We start from the raw sequence: 20,465 nt of genomic DNA, 5'->3' as shown, positions 1-20,465 counted from the left end.
CGGTGTGTCGTCCGCGGCAACCACAGCGAACAAGGAAGGCAGCAGCGCCAAAACGCCGGCACACAATACACGAAAGCCGATCGTTTCGAATGTCGTCATAGCAGGTACTTTCATCTCGTGAGCGTTCTTTCTGAAAGGTGGGGCGGTATGGATGGTGGGGTTGGCGATGGAGTGCAACAACAGCGGACTGCGGATACCACTCGCACCGAGACAGCGCCCGATTCGGCGGGCGCGTCAGCGAGTGTAAACCGTTCGGCTACTCCGTTAAGGCTTTTTTGATTTTGGCAGCAACGACGTCGGCGAGATATTCCGACCCGGCCTTTTTGAAGTGAACGTTCTTGGGCAACTGCAATTCATCGAGTTTGCCGTCACAGGCCGCGTACAGATCGTTTACTTCAATTCCATGTTGATTCATGATCGAAACGGCGACCTCGTTGTAAATCGCAGGCGATTCCTTTGCTCGGTACGGTCCGCTGCTGTCGGCGACAATCGGCGTCGTGGTCGCAAAGATCAGCTTGGCACCGGTGGCTTTCAACTTCGCTACCAGCTTTTTGAGATTCTCTCCGTATTGCTTCGGGGCGGCTTGGGCGGGATCGTCTGGACTTTTTGAGTTGGTCAAACCGCCCGCTTGGGTCACGTGTTTGAGATCATGCAATCCCCAGTTGAAGTGAATCAGATCCCATTGATTCGTCGCCAACCAATCGTCAATTCTCTGGAGGCTCTGCGTCGTGCCGCCGCAATTCTGAGGACGCTTTTGATTGGCGGCGAGAGGTCGATAAACGTTCGCTACGCCCTGCAATCGCTGCTTCAAAGGCAGACCGTAACCGATCGAAATGGAGTCACCGAGAATCAAAACATTCGGCAAACTCGGGTCCGCTTCGGTTGCCCACGTCGGACGTGAGGCGTTGCCTGCGGGTTTTGCTTCGGCGTCCGCGGGCTTCGCCTTCGCACTCGATGATGCCACGTCACTGTCGCCAAACGTGTGGGTGGCCAGACAAAGAACCAAACAGATAGAAACGGTCGAACGACGCAATGCGTAGGACATGGGCTACTCGCAGCGGGAGAAAGGCGGGACGTTGCGGTGAACACAACGTGGTGTGGGTGACTGCGTGACAATGATAGGCGATTTGAGAACCCGCCGTTGCAAGTTCCACCAGAAATCAGAATCAAACCACCGTAACTGGATTCGCCAGAATGCAGACTTCCCACCAATTACCATCGTGGCACGCAGCGTTCAAACAACTTAACGTCGCACCCCCAATCATCGATCCCGAAACGCGACAAACCCGTAACGATTTGCGTCAATCCCACCGCTAAAACGTACGCCATGTGATCTTCATCACGCGTCAGCGTTTTCGCGCATAGACGATGACACTCGCGATCGACGCGAGCAACAATCCGAGTAGCCCTGATTGCCACATCGGCACCCGGTAGCGAGATTCGAACTTCAAGTCCAACTCCAGCGGTTCGTTCTCGGTCACCGACACCGTGCGAGTGAATGCGTACATCGTGCCTTCCTCGGGCAGGTTGATCAGAATCGCCTGCGGCGCCGTTTCGGTTGCCCGTTGATGCTGAACCAATCGATACGCGATCGCTTGCAGCACGGCGTTGTCTTCGGTCGTATTCCCCCTCAACAGTTCGCTGAGTTGTTGCGGACGAAAATTCATTTCCGCCTGTTGTAAGATCGGGTTGTCTGCGGCGGCTTGCCGGAGCTGCTCGTCTTGGGCCGGCGCCGCTTCGTTTTCATAGTTATCCATATACAGACGCTGTCGACGCGTATTGAGTCCCACGATCGCTTGCTGGGTTTGTAGGTTCTCTAACTGGACCCTCGCATCCTCGTTGGACGCCGCGTCGAGGGCGAATTGGTTGGCGACGTTGTTGAACGCCCAACTCGCCTTCTTCTGCTCACCCAATCGAAGCAACTGGTTGGCTTGCTCGAGCAACTCGGCCGCCTTCGCCGCCTGGTTTTGTCGCTTGCCCTTCATCTGCGATAGATACGACGCACGGTCGTAAACCGAACGGTTCTCCTGTTCGATCAATTCCAAATTTCCATCCGAGTCGGTCAACTGAAACCCTTCCGGAGCCAAAACGTTCCACCGAATGTTCTCCAGCGGCACATTCAATTCAGGACTCCGCAATCGGATCCGGCGAATCCCATCGCCCGGTACCGAGTAAACAAAACGCACCTTCGCGGTACGGTCATCGATGCCCGACAAGATGTAAAACTGCCACGCGTTGGTTTGTCCGCCTTGGCGAATCGTGTGCACGCTCTCTCCATTGACGAACACGTTGAACAATTCACTGTCCGCGGGCAGTCCCACACTCAGGCTGCTACGTTGGATGACCTCGACGGTCAAATCGACCGCGGTCAGTTGATCACCGGTCGGCGACAGGATCGTTGCGAACGTTCCCTCGGCTACTCGCAACTTCAACGCATCGGCGAGCGAATGACGACTCGCCCGGATAGCCAACGGCGCGTCGGGCGAAACCGCACGCAGCGACAATGCAGGAACGGTATGGTTCTCCGCCATCCGTAGCGCCGACGGAATCGTGTTCCAATCAACCCGTTGCCACCCTGGGGTGAGCTCTTCGTAGTCGATCTCTAACCGCCCGCCGGCTCGAACGCCGTAGTAATACGCGAGTTGTCGAATTTCGGGAAATTCGACAGGGACGAGCAACTCCGTATCGTCGTCTCGCTCCCCGCGTCGCTCGTACTCGATCCGAAACTCAACCTTGCCGAGCACACGACGTTTGAATTGGATCTGCCAAACGTTCGAATTGGGCTGCACTCGTACCAAGTCACTAACCGCCTTGCCGCTGGCACGGAGTGTTTTGATTTCGCCTTCGTCATCGATCGGCAACACCACCTGCAGGTCACGGATCGATGCGTTCTCGACCTTGAAGTTCCCTACCAGAGTCGAACGTGTTTGACCTTCTCGCATCGTGATTTGATGCAGCACTTGGCCGGTCACCCACGGGTCGAGTTGATCAATGCCCAGCGTCAAACGCCAATCCTGTTGCAGCAAACGAAACGCCAATCCAGCCGAACCGCTTTTCCGATTTCCGGCTGCTTGGCGCGGATCCATTTCGGAAACGTTCTGTCTCGCGACGGTCCGCAATCGAATCCCGGTAGTTGGCCGGACGACGAGTTCACCGGTCTGCCGATCCGCCTCAGTGATCTCAAAACGTGGCAAACTCCATTCGCGTTGCGACGACGGTGAGGCACCTGACAGCACGATCGAGAACTGGTGTTTGCCCATCGTTTTTCCGTTGAGGTGCAAGACAATCTGCCTGCGGTCTTCTTCGTTCGTTTCGGACCAATGGTGCAACGCATCACCGGAAATCGTTTCCACTTCCAACCCGTTAGGCAATGGAAAACTCAATTGGAACAAGCCGGCACGCGTGATATCCACGAGGCAGTTCACGTTCAACACGATCCGTTCGTCGCCGAGCGACAACGCCTGCTGCGTCACGACGCGAACATCCGGTTGCACCGGAACCACTCGCAGTTGCACCGAACCACCGTCAGCCCCGTACCGGAAGACACGGTGCAAGACATCGGATTTCTGCCACATGATCGCACGATCAAAATCACCGAGGTTCACAGCAGACATCTTGGTCGGAGTCGCCTTCTCCGGCTGCGCGTCGGGGCCGAATGCGATCGCTAACAGCCCCACCTCGCCGCCGGCGTCCATCACCCGCATCGGCGATAGAGTCAAATCGGCGGGCAACGTTTCGAGGCTGCGCTGCGTGTCGACGGTTACCGAAAACGGCGCGGACTGCGATGGCGAAATCTGCAGATGCAAGCGCCCGAGGTCCGCATCAAACTGCCACGCGGAGACCGGACCTTCCACGCGGCTGACCGTCAGGCCCTCGGGAACGGTACAGTTCAGCTCAGAAACCTGGCCTTGGGAGGGACGGATTTGGAATCGATGTCGACCGTCTACAACACCCGGACCGGGACGATACAGATTGGACGCTTCGACGAAAAACCGTGTCTCCTCAGACGCCACATCACGGGCTTTCGGCTTGAGCACAACCGACGCCCCGCCCGGGCCAAGCAACACGCTGCCGCTCGTCTTGTCGCCTTCCTTGTCCTGCTCGATCATCACGGCGGCATCACAGAAGATTTCCCAACCCCCGACATCGAGACTCACGTCGACTTTTGAGACGGACGCTTCGCCAGTCAACACAGGAATCGACTTCGTCGCATCGACCGCCTCGAGTTGATACTCAAACGAAGCCTGATAGGTCCGCGGTGCATCCAGTTGCTCGCCATCGCCGTTGTCCTCGTCCTTTCCGTTGTCCTCGTCCTTTCCGTTGTCTTCGTCCTTCCCGTTGTCTTCGTCCTCGTCCGAACCCGAATCGGATTCATCGGCTGATCCGTTGTCGCTTTCGTCGTCGGGATCGTTTGCATCGTCAACCGCTTCTTCCTCGATCGAGATCGGAATGCTGATCACGTACGACAGCCCGCAGCCGGGCACTTCGCTTTTAGTCAGGCGTAAGCCTTCACCTTCGAACCGCGTCAACGTCGCCGGTGACTTGAGCAACAGGAACTGATCGCCGGGACGTCCGGTTAACTCCATCTCTCCTGTGACACGAAGACGTTGCTCGTCGCGAGAGATTTCCCAATCCTGTTGAATCGAATCCGCCGCGACAAACGACGCACTCTCAGCTTCTTTCGCATGAGAGACGCTAGCGCCGGACAGTGCAACTAAAAAGCCCAACGCGATCGACGCAACCACTCCCGAGGCACCGGATGCACCTGCCGAATTCTCGTTTGCTTTTGCGGCTGCGCGTTTTCCTTTCCACTGCTTCCACCGGGCCATCCCCTCCCGCACCGAAACGCGCGATCGCGGAAGGAAAAACAACACAACGATTGCCAACGCGACCAGCATAAAGAAGACTCCCGCACTGCCTCCCTGACAGAGAACACCGATTGCGACGAGCAATGAACCGGCCGCCAAACAAACCGACTTCGCCGACACACGATGCTCGTCGCTCGATCGCACAAAACGTGCCGCCAACATCAATAGTCCACCGATGACCGCGAGAACCAAACCGACAATTGACAAATCCACACGCCACGACGGAACGTTTTGCACTTCGAGCATCACGGTTTCGCCCGCAGCCAAGATCGGCACGTTGAGTTGCAACTGCGACAACGGATCCACATTCGCAAACGCCACCATCGCCGTCACCAACGCGACACCGATCGCAGCGAGATAGCTCAGCAATTCGCCACTGGTCCAAAACGGGCCTCGGCCCACACACCAAACCCCTACCGCGACGAGAACCAAGATCGCACCGAGCGAAACCAATCCGTATCTCGCGACCCAATCGAATCCGCTCGCCGAACGGACCGGAGTCGTCGGCTCGACGGTGCCGCCGCTCGGCACCAAGACCAACTTCTCATCGCCGACCACCTTCCACTGTGTTTTCAAAACGGGAACCATGATCGTTGGTAACGCGAGTTGAGCCATCGAGGAACTCACGGCCGGTTTGCCCAACCGCAAACTCACCCGCACCGGCTCGTTCGGATCGGTGCCGCCGGGCAGCGGTATCAGCGTAGCATCGCCTGCCCGCCGCGCGGTCACCGGACGATCGTTTACCGCAACAGCCCACAGTTTCACCGGATCGGCAGGCAATTCGATCTGCAACGTCCGTCGGCCACGCGACTTCACAAAGTAGACCACATCAGTCACGAGTTCCCCATCTTTCGATACCCGGCTGTTCGCTTCGGCAAACTCGACGACCTGTGTCACCATCGTTCCCGGCTCGAACCATTCGACATTCAGGTTCAACGCGAACGGCCGTTCGGTGTACTGCCACGTTCCCAACGAAGGCGACGTGCTCAACAACCGAAACTCGGCGGGTAATTCCAACGGATCGAGCTCCAACAAGTCTTCGCTCATCGAACTCGTCGTCATCTCAACCTGCATCGGACTGACGACTTGGACGAATCCTCGCTCGCTCTGCACGTCCAACGGGGTCACCAATCCGGCGGAAAATTCACCGGAGGTCTTGTCAGGTTGCTTTTCAAACGTCACCAACAACGTATACGCGCCCATCACCGGTTGATGCAGCGACACGATCAACGTGTCGTCTTCGCGTTGCCACGTCCGGATGTCTTGCCCATCGACCATCACGTTGTCGAGCGATTTAGGAACGGTCAGTCGCCACTGCGACACAGGAGCACCGGTCACGAAGTAGTTGATCAACGCACTGCCGTAGACGGTGCCTTGGCTGAGCGAGTAAAGATGAAACGCGTCCGACTGAACATTACGATCGAGCGGTTCGATTTGCAGCACCGCGTTCCAACCGATCTCACGGATTCGAAACGCGTGTTGCAAATTCGCGACCGGTTTCGGAAAATACGACAAAGGCTTTTCAACCAGCAATTCCGTCTCATTGATCACCGTGCGAAATCCCGGCGTTGCCACGATCCCGATGTCACCACGAACCGATTTCACGCCGGGGTATTTGACCACGGGCAACGTCCACGGTCCGGCTTCGGCGGGTTGATTCTTCTCCAGGTGCAACGTCACGAGCTGCCTGCCCATCACATCCGCCGCAAAAATGACTTTGAGATTCCGTTGCCCTTCGACGACGTCACCCGACGCGATGTAATCCGCGACGCTCGCTCCGGTTACTGCAACGACAGAGTAGTCACCGGGGATCGAAAAATCCCAATCCCGAATCTTGGCTTCGCGGATATCCAACTCCACGTCCGCGACGATCGTGCGATCGGTTTCGGCGAGTTGATAGAGCACCGTTTCGGCCACGTTGACCTCGGGTTGAATTCGATCGGCAACGACAGTGAAAGAGTATTCCGCCGAAGGAAATCGGTACACGAATATTTGTCGTGCATCGATCGAATCACCAGGGAACTGATCCGGCGATAGTTGATTAAGCCCGTTCAGATCGGTCGGCTCGAGTCGCACCGAACCGGAGTTGGACAAACGAATGTGTCCGGAATGACGGATCGCGCCGGCCGGGTCCAACCGCAACCCCTCAACACGTACCGGAAAAGCACTCAGTGGTGTTTGACTGCGGAACGTGAACCGACTCGTCGCCGTGATCGGACTACTCAGCACCGCGTGCAGGGTGCGTTTCCCTTCGTCGCCTTCCACCTTCCATGAAACCAGATCCTTCCCACGCACATCGAGAATCTCACCCGGACCATGCATGTCGATATCGATCGCACGCAACTCCCCCTGCAAGACCTGGAACTCGATCTCATGATCTTGCCGCAGCAGTCCCGCCCCAACACTCGCTTCGATCCGACTCGACGTGGTAAAGAACAATTTGCCTTCCCCGGTTTGCCGCGAGGTTTTCCAAATCATCCGAGTGCGACCGCTCGCGGGCAGGAAGCCAACCCATTGGTCGTCAGAGCGTTTGGGAACGACCGAATCTCCGGTCGCTTCAAACTCCAGATCGTCCCCTAACCCCTCGATGACGATCGGCATCACCGCGCCACCGGCGACTCGAAAATCCATTGAATGACGGCCGTCGCCGAGTCGTTTGAGCCGAGCGACAAACTCAATTTCGACCGAAAACTCGCCCTTTTGCGAAAACGTCATCTGATACGCGGGGGCCTTCTGAACCTTCGTCAACTGCAGGCGAAATTGATCGTCTTGCGGAAGTCTACTGATCGCCGCGTCGCCCGACAGAACCGTCGCGGTCGCGCCCGCCGTGGTGACCTGGGCCGTTCCGCTGAAGACGAACCGCACCGATCGCGAATCCGGCTCCACCGTCCCGGTCAAACGCGTGTCGCTCCATTCCACCGGCGCCAACGCCGCGCCCGCTTTCCCAATCCGCAGTCGAATGGTGCCGCCCGTTGACGTCTGCAACCGCGTCTCGCGGTCGGCGGACTCCAACGGAACAAATCCCTGCACCGAAACCAAGTCGATTTTGACTGACGGCACCGCTTGTACCGTCATCATCGAATCGAATCCGATCGCGTCCCCCTTCGCGAGGTGCGGCAGTTGCACGGTCGTCGGCAACGAATCGATCTTCGTAGTCATCGTGACGTACGCTTGAACCTGCTCGGTGTCCTCTTTGACACGCAAATCAAGGAAACGTTCGCCTTCGGTTTGCCGGATCGACCAAGACAGCAACTCGTCAGACTTCACACTCACGACGCGTCCGTTGCCACGCAATCCGTAGCTCACCGTTCCCGGTTTTCCCTGGACGACCTTCACCTTCAGCTCAATCGACTGCGTGATTTCCTTCTCGCCAACTCGCACCGTCGCCTCGGCCGATCCGGTATGTAACAACTGGGGTTCAGGCGCATCACCGATTGCTTCGATGACGATCACTCCCTTACGGTTGCCGTCACTCGCTTGGGATGCCGTTGACTGATCTCCGGAGTTGTCTCCGTCCGCTGCATGAACAAATGCCAAAGGCATCACCGCGGCAAGGACGCCTACAATGCATGCCCTGGACAAAAACGTGCGAACGGAACGATTGACGGCGGAGGCCGACTGACAAAGAGAAGACATAAGATCGGTTCCTATTCTCGTTCGAGTTGCTGGGCTTGCTGGATCATCTGCTGCAGTTCGTTAACGCGTGAGACTCGACGTGAACGTTCCGGAAGCGAGGACAGTATTGAATAGAGTTGATCGAGTTGGACGTTCTCGCCGCGTGGTTCGCCTCGCAGCTTGGCGGCCAAGAATGCTGCCGACGCGGCAACCTGCATCGATGCCGGTGACTCGTCGAGCCGTGGCACATCAGCGTGATACGGAATCGGCCAACGGTTCTCGACCATCAGTCCGCTCGACAAATCGCGAAAACGCACGGAAACGGATCCCACGTCGCCTTCCCCGTCTGGTTTGGCTTCGATCTCGTAGACAGCAACGCCCGCCTCTTCGGCGGCCATCTCGGCAGCGTCAACGGCGTCGTTGCGGAAGTCTTCCTTCTTCAAGCGATGCTTTTCGAAACCGAGTAAGCGATAGTTGCCGACGCGGTCGGAGTTAAACTCGATCTGCACCTTGACGTTCTTCGCAGACGGACGGAGAGCACCGGCGATCTGTTTCGCAAAGGACGCATCTGCGGAATCAATCGAATCGAGCAAATAATATCGCCCGTCCCCTTTTCGCGTCATCGATTCGAGAACCTCATCGTTGAGCCCGTCGGCAATGATTCCCGCCGCGTCGAAGGCGATCCCGTTGTCGCGAATTTGGGTGATCATCGATGCCAAATTCGCTGGATCGGCGTCACCCAAGTTGACGGCCCCATCGGTCAGAAGCACGATTCGGTTCTGCGCGTTCTCGGACTGTTGTTCTTGTGCCTTTTCAAACGCCAACTGCAACGCCGACTCGATATTGGTGCCACCTTCACTCGGCAGTTGGTCGATCAGGGAAACCAACTCACCGGCTTGCTCCCCAGGAACGCGATCGGCCAACAAACGCGGCTGGCGTGCGAAGCTGATCAACGTGATCGCGTCGTTGGGCTGCAGTTGCTCCGCTAAAGTCGCGAACGCTTTGCGTACCGTGTCCTGACGATCAATCCGCTCCATCGACCCGGAGTTGTCCAGCAAACAGGTCAATCGCAGCGGCGTCTGTGCGGCCCGACCGGCCGCAGCAGTACGCATCGAAATCCGCAGCAGATTGCGTTGTTGCATGAAGGGGTGAATCGCCTGTTCGATCTGGCAGGCAACCTTTTCTTCCTGGGTCGGCGTGGGATCGCGATAGTCGAACGCATTGACAAATTCCTCGACGCGGACCTTCGCCGGGTCGGGCCAAATCCCGTTGGCGAGCGAGTTCTGCGCGAGCTTGAAGGAAACGTCACTGACGTGCAGCGAGAACGTTGAAAACGGTTCCTCGCGTGCGTTCTTCTCATCAACGATCATCGTGTCCTTGGCTCGTTGCAGCACGTCGCGACGCGACTGGCGGCTGAGCGCAATGCTCGACGGCGACGTTTGCCGCTGCAGCGATTCAGCCTGAGTCTGCTCCCCCTGGGAAAGCTTCAGTTGCGGAGTCGGCTCTGGGCGGCGTTCCCTCAATTCTTCGACTTCAACAACGCCACCCGCCACCACGTTCGGGTCGAATTCGGACTGCGCCATCTCGTCTTCGGTAGTCTCGCGCAACCAGGCTTCCACATCGCGTCCCAAGGCAAAATCGCCTTGCTCGATTATCGATCGACGAAGCCCCCGCGTCTTCGCAGCTTCCTGCTTGTCCGCTGAGTCCTGCTTCCCCGCTGAGTCCTGCCGGCCCGCAGACTGCCACGCCCAGTTGCTGCGTCCATAGTCAGACGGCGCATTACGCGGTTGTCCGGCGCTGCCCCCGTACTGCATTCGTCCTCCGGACTGCATTCGCTCTGCAGTTGACTTCTTCAAATCGGCAGTCGCGACTCCCGATTCAAAACGCGGCTGTATTCCACGTGTCGCCAGAGGCTGTTGTGGCTCGGTCGTAGACGAGGGGACGCCGTACCGGAACTCGTTCCCGGCCGAGGAATCGCGGGTGTAACGATCATCGAAAGCCAACGAGGGACGGTTCGGTGCCGTTTGCTGCGGCGTCCCCAGTTGTTGCTCTTCCTGTTCTAGTCCTGACCAACCGAAGTACGCTCGGCTATCGCCCAACATGATTTCGCGATCTTCGATGGAATCTGATATACGGGACTCGTCGGGTACCGTTTGGATTGCCAACCCGTCAACCAAGGCGGGACCGTTTCCGAATCGGACATCACCGCCACCGCTCGACGGTTTCCCCCCCAAAGCCCCTTCCCGCGTCGAGCCGCTCGTTCCGCCCGCCATGCCTCCTCCCATGCCTCCGCTGATAGACCCTACCCCGAAACTTTCGCCGTAGAATTCGTCCATTCCAAAACTCTCACCCGCAGTCGCTTGTCCCGCCGACCGCACTCCCCGGCCCTTCATGTTTCCCGCGATCGAGGGTCGCGATGATGGCCGGTCTTCGGTAATCACATTACCCGCTGTCACAGCCGATTCAGGCATGGGAGATTCAGGCACTGAAAATGCAAAAGGATCGTCTGCCACATTGGTCTCTGCCCATATTCCGTTCGACCGACCGTTGGCATCGCCGAACGGCTCGCTGGAGTCGGAGTCGGAATCCCCAAAAGGAACACGAGAGGGAACTGGAGCCGACCTCGGCATCACAGGAGCAGGTATGGCCGAAGGCGCCAGTTCGACTTCCTCTTCGATCGCGGAGTCCGCCAACAGCAGATCGTCCATGGCGGCATCGAGAGATTGCTGAGCCACCTGCCCCGTCGACATCGCGACGTTGGATTCTCGTGTGACTTGCAATCCGACGACTGCAACGCTGCCGACAATCAACAGCCCTGCGGCGACCGCGATGATCCCGGCCAGGACCCGACGCTGAAAGTATCCTGAGCGGAGGTTATCCAAACCCGAAAGGGGTTCAAACACAATTTCTTCGTCATGCCCGGCCGCTGACTTTTCAATCGTCTGTAACAACTCGGCCCGCTTTTCCGAGGGCAACTGCCACTCGTCGGGCATCGTTTCCTCCGATGCCGCACCAGGCATGCTTTGGTGCAGCGACCGCAGCTCATCATAAAACGCCTTCAATGCAGCGTTCGATTCGATCGCGGCGGCGATCTGCTCACGTTCGAACTCGGATGCTTCACCGAGAACCATCGCGACCACGCGAGCTTCGAGATCCTCGTTTTCGCCTGGGCCGGAGTTATCCGATAGAGGTTGGGATGGATCGTTCATGTTCAGTTGCCGATTCCCAAGGGACGCATTTTGACCGCGAGTTCTTTCAGGATGTGATGCAGCCGATAGCCGACGTTGCCGATGCTCAGCCCGGTCTGCTCGCTGATTGCGCGATACGGAAGATTTTCGAAATACTTCAGCGTCACGAGCCGTTGATCGCGTTCGTCAAGCTGGCCGATCAGTGTTCGCAACGCCCCACACATCTCGGTCTGAGCCATTGCCGCTTCCGGCGAATCCTCCTTCCGACAAGGCTCCGGTTCATAACCGACGCCGTCGAGCACTTCGCGTTGGTGTTTTCGCCGTATGTCCAACGCCCGGTTTCGGGTCGCTCGGAATAGCCATGCCCGCGGTGCCTCCACCGTTGCCCAACGAACATGCAACTGCAAGAAAACCTCCTGCACGATTTCCTCCGCGACCGCACGCCGCCCGGTCAACGAGAACGCATACCGCAGCAACGCCGTTTCTTCCGCGTCAAACAACTCCCGCAAACTCGGACCGCCCGCTTCGGCTTCGTCGGACCGGTCGGTTCGAGGAGTCTGCTGCAACATAAGTTCGTTTCGATGGAATCTAGCCGTGGGGAGAAGATGCGTTGATCCACTCATAAGGATAGACGGCCACGCGGACGCATTCTTAGGCGATCCCGTCAAAAAAGTCCCAAAGAGCCCGCTACCCGCCGAGGTTCACCCGTCCAACGGCTATTTTCCCGCGAGAACTTCGTCCGCCGGTGCACGCACTGGCTGCCCAACCGCAGGAGCACCGATCACCCTCGCGGGCAGAATCCGCTGCAATCTCAGAACGCGGGTGATCACCCCACCGCTTTCGGCCAACATTTCAGCCCGATCGGCCATTTCCGCGGCACTCTCGCCGCCGATGTCGGCCCCGTCAGACGAGTCTACGCCGTCCGCCCCGTCCACTCCGAGCCGCTCGAGTTCGCGGAGCACCTCCGCATACTGGGCCGTGATCGACTCGTGCGTCGGCGACAATTCCCGAGCCCGCGACAACAACTCGGCCGCCTCGACGATATCGGCCCGATTGCCTCCGACCTGATATCGCTGCAGCATCAATTCACTGACCGCACGCAGACGAGTGGGATCGTTGCCCGATCGTCGCACCGCTTCACGAATCGATTCGTCAGCGATCCGGCGCGACCGCGATTCCGTTTGCCCACGCCCCATCGAGACCAGCAAAGCCTGATTGTCGAGCCCCGCGAGCCACATCGCAGCGTCCGCGTTGAGAGGATCGATCGACAAAGCGTCCCGCAACATTGCCGACGCCGCCGGGCGGCGATTGGTGCTCGCCAACATGTTCGCTTGCACGATCGCCTGCTCGGATCGGCTCACCGGACGATACGAAAACCAATAACACACCAACGCCAACCCCAACAGCAACCCACTAACGACCATACGCGAGGACAACAGGGATGTCGAACCATCCTCCTCATCGGTTGACCGCTCATCAGCTGGCGACGTCGCGATCGCCGCCAACGTCAACAAGAACATCGAAACGCCCGGCACCGTCCAACCACCCGAAAAACACAAATGCAACATACCGGTCGCCACTGACGCTGAGGCAACCATTCGGCACTGCATCGGCGTTAAAACAATACCTGTCCCCGCGACAGAAACCAACCAAACCGCCAAAACCGACACCGCAATCGGAACCGCAATCAGATGCGCGTCGAAGTCCGGCAGATCCCCCGCCACGATCCCGTGGTACCAAACACCAACGAATGAAACAAACGCACCGAGGGCTGCCGCGATCACACTGGAACGTATCGATCCCATCGAGACACGCCTGGCCCCTTCCGGATGTTGGGCTTCTGCGTTGACGCCTTTCCAAGTAGCTCGGATCGAAACACCGATCCAAACCACCAACAACCCGGCCGCGCCCCAACCTCCACAGGCGAGCGTTTCGAAGAAAAAGTTGTGTGGCTCGGCGATCAACTCATGAGCCAGAATGTCGCGATACTTTTGATAGACGATTTGGAAGTTACCCGGTCGCGCCGCGAACACCGGATAGTCCGCTGCCATCGCGAGAGTCGACCGCCAATACTGCAACCTCAACTGGATCGTCGCCGGAGCCTGCGACACCCATTCGCCGCCAAGGATCCCGTGGCCAAATCGCCATAAAATTCCAAACGCCGCAATCGACAAAACCGCCAACACACCCGACCACACCCGAAAGTTTCCCTTGCCCGCACCGGGTGATTGCGTAGCGGGCTCGTTCACGATTTCCGCACCGGTGGATTCCGATCGCCGGAATAACTTCCTTCGCATCAGCCAAACCAACGCACCAACACCGCCGACAACAACCACGGACAACACGCCGCTGCGACTGCCCGTTGTAAAAAGGGCCACTGCCAACAATCCCGACAACAGCCCCAGCATCACGCCGGGCAAACTCCCAACCGAGCCCGCCCCGTCGCCGTGCGTATCGTAAGCCTTTCGATTGGCAAGAACACCGATCAACGCTCCCATCGCGAGCACCAACGAGATCGCCAGCGGCCCGGCCAGCGAATTGGCCAACGCAAACGTGCCCGTCGGCCCACCGTCTCGCATCCGGTTTTCGAAAATCATCCGCGCCGCCGAACCGGCTTCCGCGTCGAGCCCGATTTTTGCCAACATTCCTTCGGGATCGCTTTCGTATTCCCGAATCGTCTGAGGAAACGAAATGAAGTACTGGTGCAGCGTATGCGACGCCAAAAGCGCACCGGCTCCCATCACGACACCGACCGCGACAACGGATCGCGCATGGTTGGCAAACAAACGTCTCGCGATCACGAAACACGCCACGTCCGCTACCCACCACCAAACCTCGTTGGTCGCCGCCCGCACGTCGCCACCGACCGACGGGCTCCACGACGTCAGATATCCAGTGCCAACCCATCCGGCGACCGTTACCCACGCGGCCAACAGAACCGGAGCAGCGTCCAACCACCACGACGACGAACTCCATCCAACTCGCGCAGACGCCACGACCGACGAGAAACCAAACGCCCAAACCGAACACGCCGCCCAAACCATCAATCCCAACGACAAACCCAACGCGTCGCCTTGCTCGACCGCCGTCGAATCCGCCGGGTAATAACTCGCCCACACGAGCCCCGCACAAAGACCGCCGAAAACCGCCGACTTCGCAACCGCCAAACGCTCGTACCTTTCGCGTCGCAGCGGTTTGTCGGTCGCAACGTTCGCATGAGAGTCGTTCGCGCCGGCTGCCTTCGATTCGCGACTCGAACGGCCACTGCCCTTCGACGCTGCTTTGCGACCCGTCAAGGCTTCGCCCCACGACCGCGTGTGGATTCTAGGATCGCAACCAATGTCAACATGCAAGCGACAATCCCCAACACCGTGATCGCCTGCAGCAGCGTCACGTGCGTCAACAAGATTGCCGATAACCCACAGGTCGCGGTAATCAGATGGATCGTCGCCACCGCGGCGGTCCGCGACAGCCCCAAGTCCACCAAACGATGCGACAGGTGACTGTGATCACCGAGGAACGGACTGCGACCTTCTCGGATGCGAATCCAAAGGACCGAAATCATGTCGTACAGCGGAACGACCATCACACACAACGGCGCCAACACCGCGTGCGGACGCAGCGTCCCATCGTCCGACGGACCGCCCACGAAGGTCGCCATCAACATCGCCACCGCGATCAGAAATCCAACGAGGTAACTGCCACCGTCGCCCATAAAGATCTTCGCCGGCGGTCGATTGTGAAAGAGAAAACCGAGCAACGATCCGGCGACAACCAACAACAGCCCGGCGACCAACAATTGAGGTCGCCCCGTTTCGGGATCAAACGTGGTCATCATCACCACGGACATGGACGTCGCGATGATCGCAGCAATGCCGCCCGACAACGCGTCCATGTTGTCGAGCATGTTGAACGAGTTGATCACCGCAACGATCCAGATCACCGACAGCAGTTTGGTCATCCAACCGACATGCAAGTAAGCCGTCAACTCGATGCCCAAACCCAACACGACCGCCGCCGCCATTGCGAACTGCACGCCCAAACGAACGATCACCGACAAACCTTTGCGGTCGTCCCACAACCCCAGGATCAGCAAAACGGTGCTGGCCCCGAGCAGACAAAACACATCGGTCGATCGCAACCAAACCCCCGGGGCGTGCAACGCCGCCGCGGCCCAGTAGTTCGCCGGCACCCATCCGCCAACCGACTCGCGCAGACTCTCCGCACGCTGTGGATCCTGCAACAACCACGCGGCAAACAGACCGAGCAACAACGTTCCCGCGATCCCACAGTAAATCCCAATCCCGCCACCGAGCGGAGTCGGCACGGTGTGGCTGCTGTGCCCGCCGGGTCGGTCGAGCAATCCCAACTCGCGGGCGTAGTAACGGACCGGATACAGCACGATCCAACTGATCAACATCGCCAACAACGCAACCGCCATGATCAGCAAGACGGTAACGGACATAGAGCAGGCCAATCAGTTGGAATAGAAAAGATGTAGTCGAGTTCGCAGGTTCCCGCCAAAGGCCCGACTTACTAAGACCTTTTTGATTCGAAATACACAGCCTCGGGTGTGCAGCGTCGTGCGTTACGCACGTCCGCCAATTTTGTTCACCATTCTAGCGACTCTCGCGAAAGCTGATCGACCTCCCCCCTCGATCGCGCAACCGTTTCCCGCGATTCCGTTTTCCTTCTGCCCATTCAATTGTTACAATATGCAGTCCTACCCAATCGCGAATTTCCCCACCCCCACCTTTCGTTCGCGATCGCCCTCCTACCAATACTGACAAACATTGATGCGTTTGTTTGCTTGCCTTCGCGGCGTCCTGTTGTCGATGCTGGTCATCTCCTGCACGCCGATCGCTTCGACACCGGCAATCGCCGCCTCGCCCGACGATGCGCCGCGAATACCAGAATCCTCGCTCGAATTCCTACAAACCAACTGCATCGATTGCCATGACGGCCCGTCCGGCGAAGGTGGATTTGATGTCGAATCGGTGAGCAACGACCTCGCGAGTCTACAGACTTTCGACGCGTGGGTCAGAATATTCGATCGGGTCGAGAAGGGCGAGATGCCGCCGCCCGATGACGCCGACCTCGATGAAGCCGAACGGTCCCAATTTCTAACCCCCACCCGGCGGGCATTGATGAAGGCGTCCCGAACCCGCCGAGCCGAAAGTGGACGAGTTCAAGGACGTCGGCTTTCGAACGAACAACTCGAACGCACGCTGCAGGACCTCCTCGGAATCGACATTCCGTTGTCTCGCTTGATGCCCGCCGAATCGCGAAACAGCGGTTACGTGCACTTGGCGGACGCACAGACGATGTCGCACTTCCAACTCGAATCGCATCTCAACGTCGTCGACGCTGCTCTCGATGCCGCGTTCGATCGGGCGCTGCGGCCGGAGCCGAATTGGTCTGTCGATCTCGAACCGAAAAAGATCGCCAACAAACCGCGGGGACGCCGCAACCGTGAACCCGAAATTCGCGAGGGCCTCGCCGTTACCTGGTCATCCGGTCTGCCGTACTATGGCCGCGTCTCCTCATCGCGAGTTCCTCGGGGCGGAACCTATCGAATCTCCTTCACGGCCTCGGCATTGAAACCGCCTGCCGCATCGGGAGATCCGCAAACGGGGACACCCAACGCTTCCGAGTCGTCCATCGCCCCAGGAGTATGGTGCAGCGTCCGCAGCGGCGAGTGCGTTTCGAGTTCGCCGCTGATGAGCTGGATCGGTGGATTCCGCGTCACCGAACAACCCAAGACTTATTCGTTTGAGGCTTGGATCCCGGAAGGTCACATGCTGGAAATCCGTCCCGCCGACGCCACGCTCGCCCGAGCCAAGGTGCAGGGAGGCAACGTCGGGCTGGGTGAATGCGAAGACCAAGACGTGCCCGGAATCGCGTTGCACCGATTGCAATTGAAACAGATCCACCCGATCGCAAAACGGCCGGCGGTACAGAATCGCCTGCTGCCGAATGTCTCACTGCGACGCGACAAACGATCACGGACGCTCCTTCCCAACCTCAAATCGATGGACGACGCCGAAGTACGTGAGCAATTAACCGATCAGCTCACGCGGTTCGCCAATATCGCGTTCCGCCGACCGACGCCCACCGACCAAATCACACCGTACATTGAGTTCACGCATTCGGTGTTCGACGAAAGCCTCGCCAGCGGAGAGGACCGACGTTCCTCGTTTGTCGCGGCCACGCGAGCAGGCTATCGCGCCGTCTTGTGTTCGCCACGTTTTCTATACTTGTGCGAATCAATTGACGACGACGGACGCCTGGATGACTGGTCGCTCGCCTCGCGACTGAGCTACTTTCTTTGCGGATCAATGCCCGATGAGAAACTGCGTGCCGCCGCGGACCAAGGTAAACTTCGCGGCGCCGATCAACTGAAACAACAAACCGACCGCTTGCTGCAGACTCGGCGAGGTCGCCGGTTCGTCGAAGAATTCACCGCACAATGGCTCGACTTGATCGACATTGATTTCACCGAGCCCGACCGTCGACTCTTTCGCGACTTCGACACCATCGTCCAAAACGCGATGCTCGGCGAAACGCATCATCTCATTCAACACTTGCTCGACAACGATCTTCCCGTCCGAGATCTCGTCAATTGCGACTACAGTTTCCTGAACGAACGGCTAGCGCGTTACTACGGGATACAACAACGGATCGATGTCGACGGCAATTATCTCGACGACGAATTGCGAATGGTACGTTTCGATCCCGACTCGCATCGCGGTGGACTCTTGTCGCACGGTTCCATTCACAAAGTCACCGCGAACGGAAACGATACCTCTCCGGTTCTTCGCGGCATCTGGGTTTGCGAGCGAATTCTAGGGCAAGAGATCCCGCCTCCGCCGAGCAACGTCCCTGCCGTCGAACCCGACATTCGCGGCGCGACCACGATCCGTGAACTGCTCGCCAAACATGAATCGGATCCATCCTGTGCATCTTGTCACAAGAACTTTGACCCGCCCGGCTTCGCATTGGAAAACTTCGACGCCGGTGGCAAATGGCGGGATCACTATAGGCAACTTCGCGGTCGCAAATACGTGCGTGGCGCCAAAGTCGACGCCAGCTACACAATGGTCGACGGAACCGACTTCGATTCCTTCGAACGATTCTGTGAATTGATCGCGAAAGACGACGACACACTCGCGGCAAACCTGGCGACGCAAATGCTGACGTTCGCCACTGGTGCGAAACTGCAATTCGCCGACCGTCCTGTCATTGAATCGATCGTCGCTCAAACTTCCACGAACGATCACGGCGTCCGCTCGATCTTGCACGCGGTAGTTTGCAGCGAAACGTTTCTTAGCAAATAGCGCCACGAAATAGCCCCACGATCGAATTTCCGATTCGCCGTCCAGCACGCTTAACTCAGCCCCACACAACTCAGCGATTTCGAATGACACATCCCTCCAGAACCACTCTGTTCAATTTCCAGAAGCGTTTGCGTCGTCGTACTGTCCTGCGTGGCAGCGGGGTGGCAATGAGCCTGCCGTGGTTGTCGGCGATGCAGTCCGCGTTTGCGCGTGAAAACGAAAGTGTCACTGGCCCCAATCCCGCACCGCAGCGCATGGTCGCCGTGACCGTGGGACTCGGCTTGGTCGCCGACAACTGGATGCCCACGGGAACCGGCAAACAGTACACCCCCTCGCGTTACCTGCGCTCACTCGAAGACCTTCGCGGCCGGATGACGATTGCATCGGGCGTTTCGCACCCGGGTGTCGGCGGCGGACACCGGGCCGAGGCGAGTATCCTGACTGCGACTCCGATGGGCAGCGCGGGCCGTGCGGTCAACACCATCTCGCTCGATCAAATGCTCGCCAAACATCGCGGCGACGCGACACGCTATCCGTCACTCGTGCTCGCCACCGGGGGCACCAACAGTCCCTGCTATACCGAGAGCGGCGCGATGATCCCGCCGATCACGTCCGCCTCGCGGTTGTTCGCGGAGCTGTTCGTTGACGATTCCGCAGCCGAACGTCACAAACAGGCAGCCCGCGTTCGACAAGGCCGCAGCATCATGGACGTGGTCGCCGAGGACGCCAAATCGCTGCAACGAACGCTCGGCCGCGGAGACCGCGATCGACTCGACGCGTACTTCTCCAGCGTCCGCGGCTTGGAACTGCGAATGCAACAGTCCGAGCAATGGGCAAGAAAGCCGAAACCGAAAGTTGACGTTGACCGACCAGTCGACAGCCGCAACCCGAACGACTTGATCGGCCGCTTCCGAACGATGTGCGAGCTGATACATCTCGCGCTACAAACCGACTCGACTCGCTTCGTCACCTTGCACTTGCCTGCCGGTGGTGGCGTGATCCCGATCGAAGGCGTCGAGGAAGGTTACCACTCGCTCAGCCACCACGGACTCGATGACACCAAACTCGATCAACTCGCGCTCGTCGAAGAAGCCCTCGTCGGACAATGGGGCGAGTTCCTTCGAACGCTCGCGAATTCCGACGATGCACGTGGCAGCCTACTCGATGACACCACCTCGTTCTTGACGAGCAACCTCGGCAACGCCTCCAACCACAGCAACCGCAACATGCCAATGCTGATCGCCGGCGGTCGGTTCCAACACGCCGGTCACCTCGCGTTCAGCCAAAACGAAAACTACCCGCTGCCGAACTTTTACCTGACGCTGTTGCAGAAGTTCGGACTAGAAGTCGATCAGTTCGCGACCAGCACCGGAACGATGGACGGGCTGACCTAAAGCCACATCCGCAAACCGAGCTCGTTCGAACATCGAGCCCGCATCACTCTGAAACAGACTGCC

The 20,465-nt window shown here is 58.5% G+C and carries 8 protein-coding genes; 2 read left to right on the top strand and 6 right to left on the bottom strand.

Annotation, left to right across the window (positions count from 1 at the left end; translation table 11 throughout):
* Window positions 1-256: 256 nt before the first annotated feature.
* The 6 genes from RSSM_RS16175 to RSSM_RS16150 form a co-directional block, all read right to left on the bottom strand.
* Entirely contained in the window at window positions 257-1,045 is a 789-nt protein-coding gene (locus tag RSSM_RS16175; RefSeq protein ID WP_008680872.1) for an SGNH/GDSL hydrolase family protein, read from the bottom strand.
* Between the two features lie 301 nt (window positions 1,046-1,346).
* Window positions 1,347-8,504, bottom strand: a complete 7,158-nt coding sequence (locus RSSM_RS16170) for a hypothetical protein (protein WP_144059868.1) — start codon at window positions 8,502-8,504, stop codon at window positions 1,347-1,349.
* 11 nt (window positions 8,505-8,515) lie between these two features.
* Entirely contained in the window at window positions 8,516-11,692 is a 3,177-nt protein-coding gene (locus tag RSSM_RS31740; RefSeq protein ID WP_008680868.1) for a YfbK domain-containing protein, read from the bottom strand.
* A 2-nt stretch (window positions 11,693-11,694) separates the two neighbouring features.
* Window positions 11,695-12,240 (bottom strand): RNA polymerase sigma factor, encoded by a 546-nt coding sequence (locus RSSM_RS16160; protein WP_008680865.1) that lies wholly within the window; start codon window positions 12,238-12,240, stop codon window positions 11,695-11,697.
* A gap of 147 nt (window positions 12,241-12,387) precedes the next feature.
* Window positions 12,388-14,967, bottom strand: a complete 2,580-nt coding sequence (locus tag RSSM_RS16155; protein WP_008680862.1) for an O-antigen ligase family protein — start codon at window positions 14,965-14,967, stop codon at window positions 12,388-12,390.
* Window positions 14,964-16,136 (bottom strand): MraY family glycosyltransferase, encoded by a 1,173-nt coding sequence (locus RSSM_RS16150; RefSeq protein WP_008680860.1) that lies wholly within the window; start codon window positions 16,134-16,136, stop codon window positions 14,964-14,966. Before RSSM_RS16150 ends, RSSM_RS16155 begins: the two co-directional genes overlap by 4 nt.
* A 331-nt stretch (window positions 16,137-16,467) precedes the next feature.
* Here RSSM_RS16150 and RSSM_RS16145 point away from each other — a divergent pair, with 331 nt between their 5' ends.
* Entirely contained in the window at window positions 16,468-19,008 is a 2,541-nt protein-coding gene (locus RSSM_RS16145; RefSeq protein ID WP_008680859.1) for a DUF1592 domain-containing protein, read from the top strand.
* An 83-nt stretch (window positions 19,009-19,091) separates the two neighbouring features.
* Complete coding sequence (locus RSSM_RS16140; protein ID WP_044302734.1) at window positions 19,092-20,402, top strand: DUF1552 domain-containing protein; 1,311 nt, start codon at window positions 19,092-19,094, stop codon at window positions 20,400-20,402.
* Window positions 20,403-20,465 lie beyond the last annotated feature (63 nt).

This window comes from Aporhodopirellula sallentina SM41 (assembly GCF_000346505.1).
Lineage (GTDB): Bacteria > Planctomycetota > Planctomycetia > Pirellulales > Pirellulaceae > Rhodopirellula > Rhodopirellula sallentina.
This window is presented reverse-complemented; position numbering and strand designations above follow the sequence as displayed.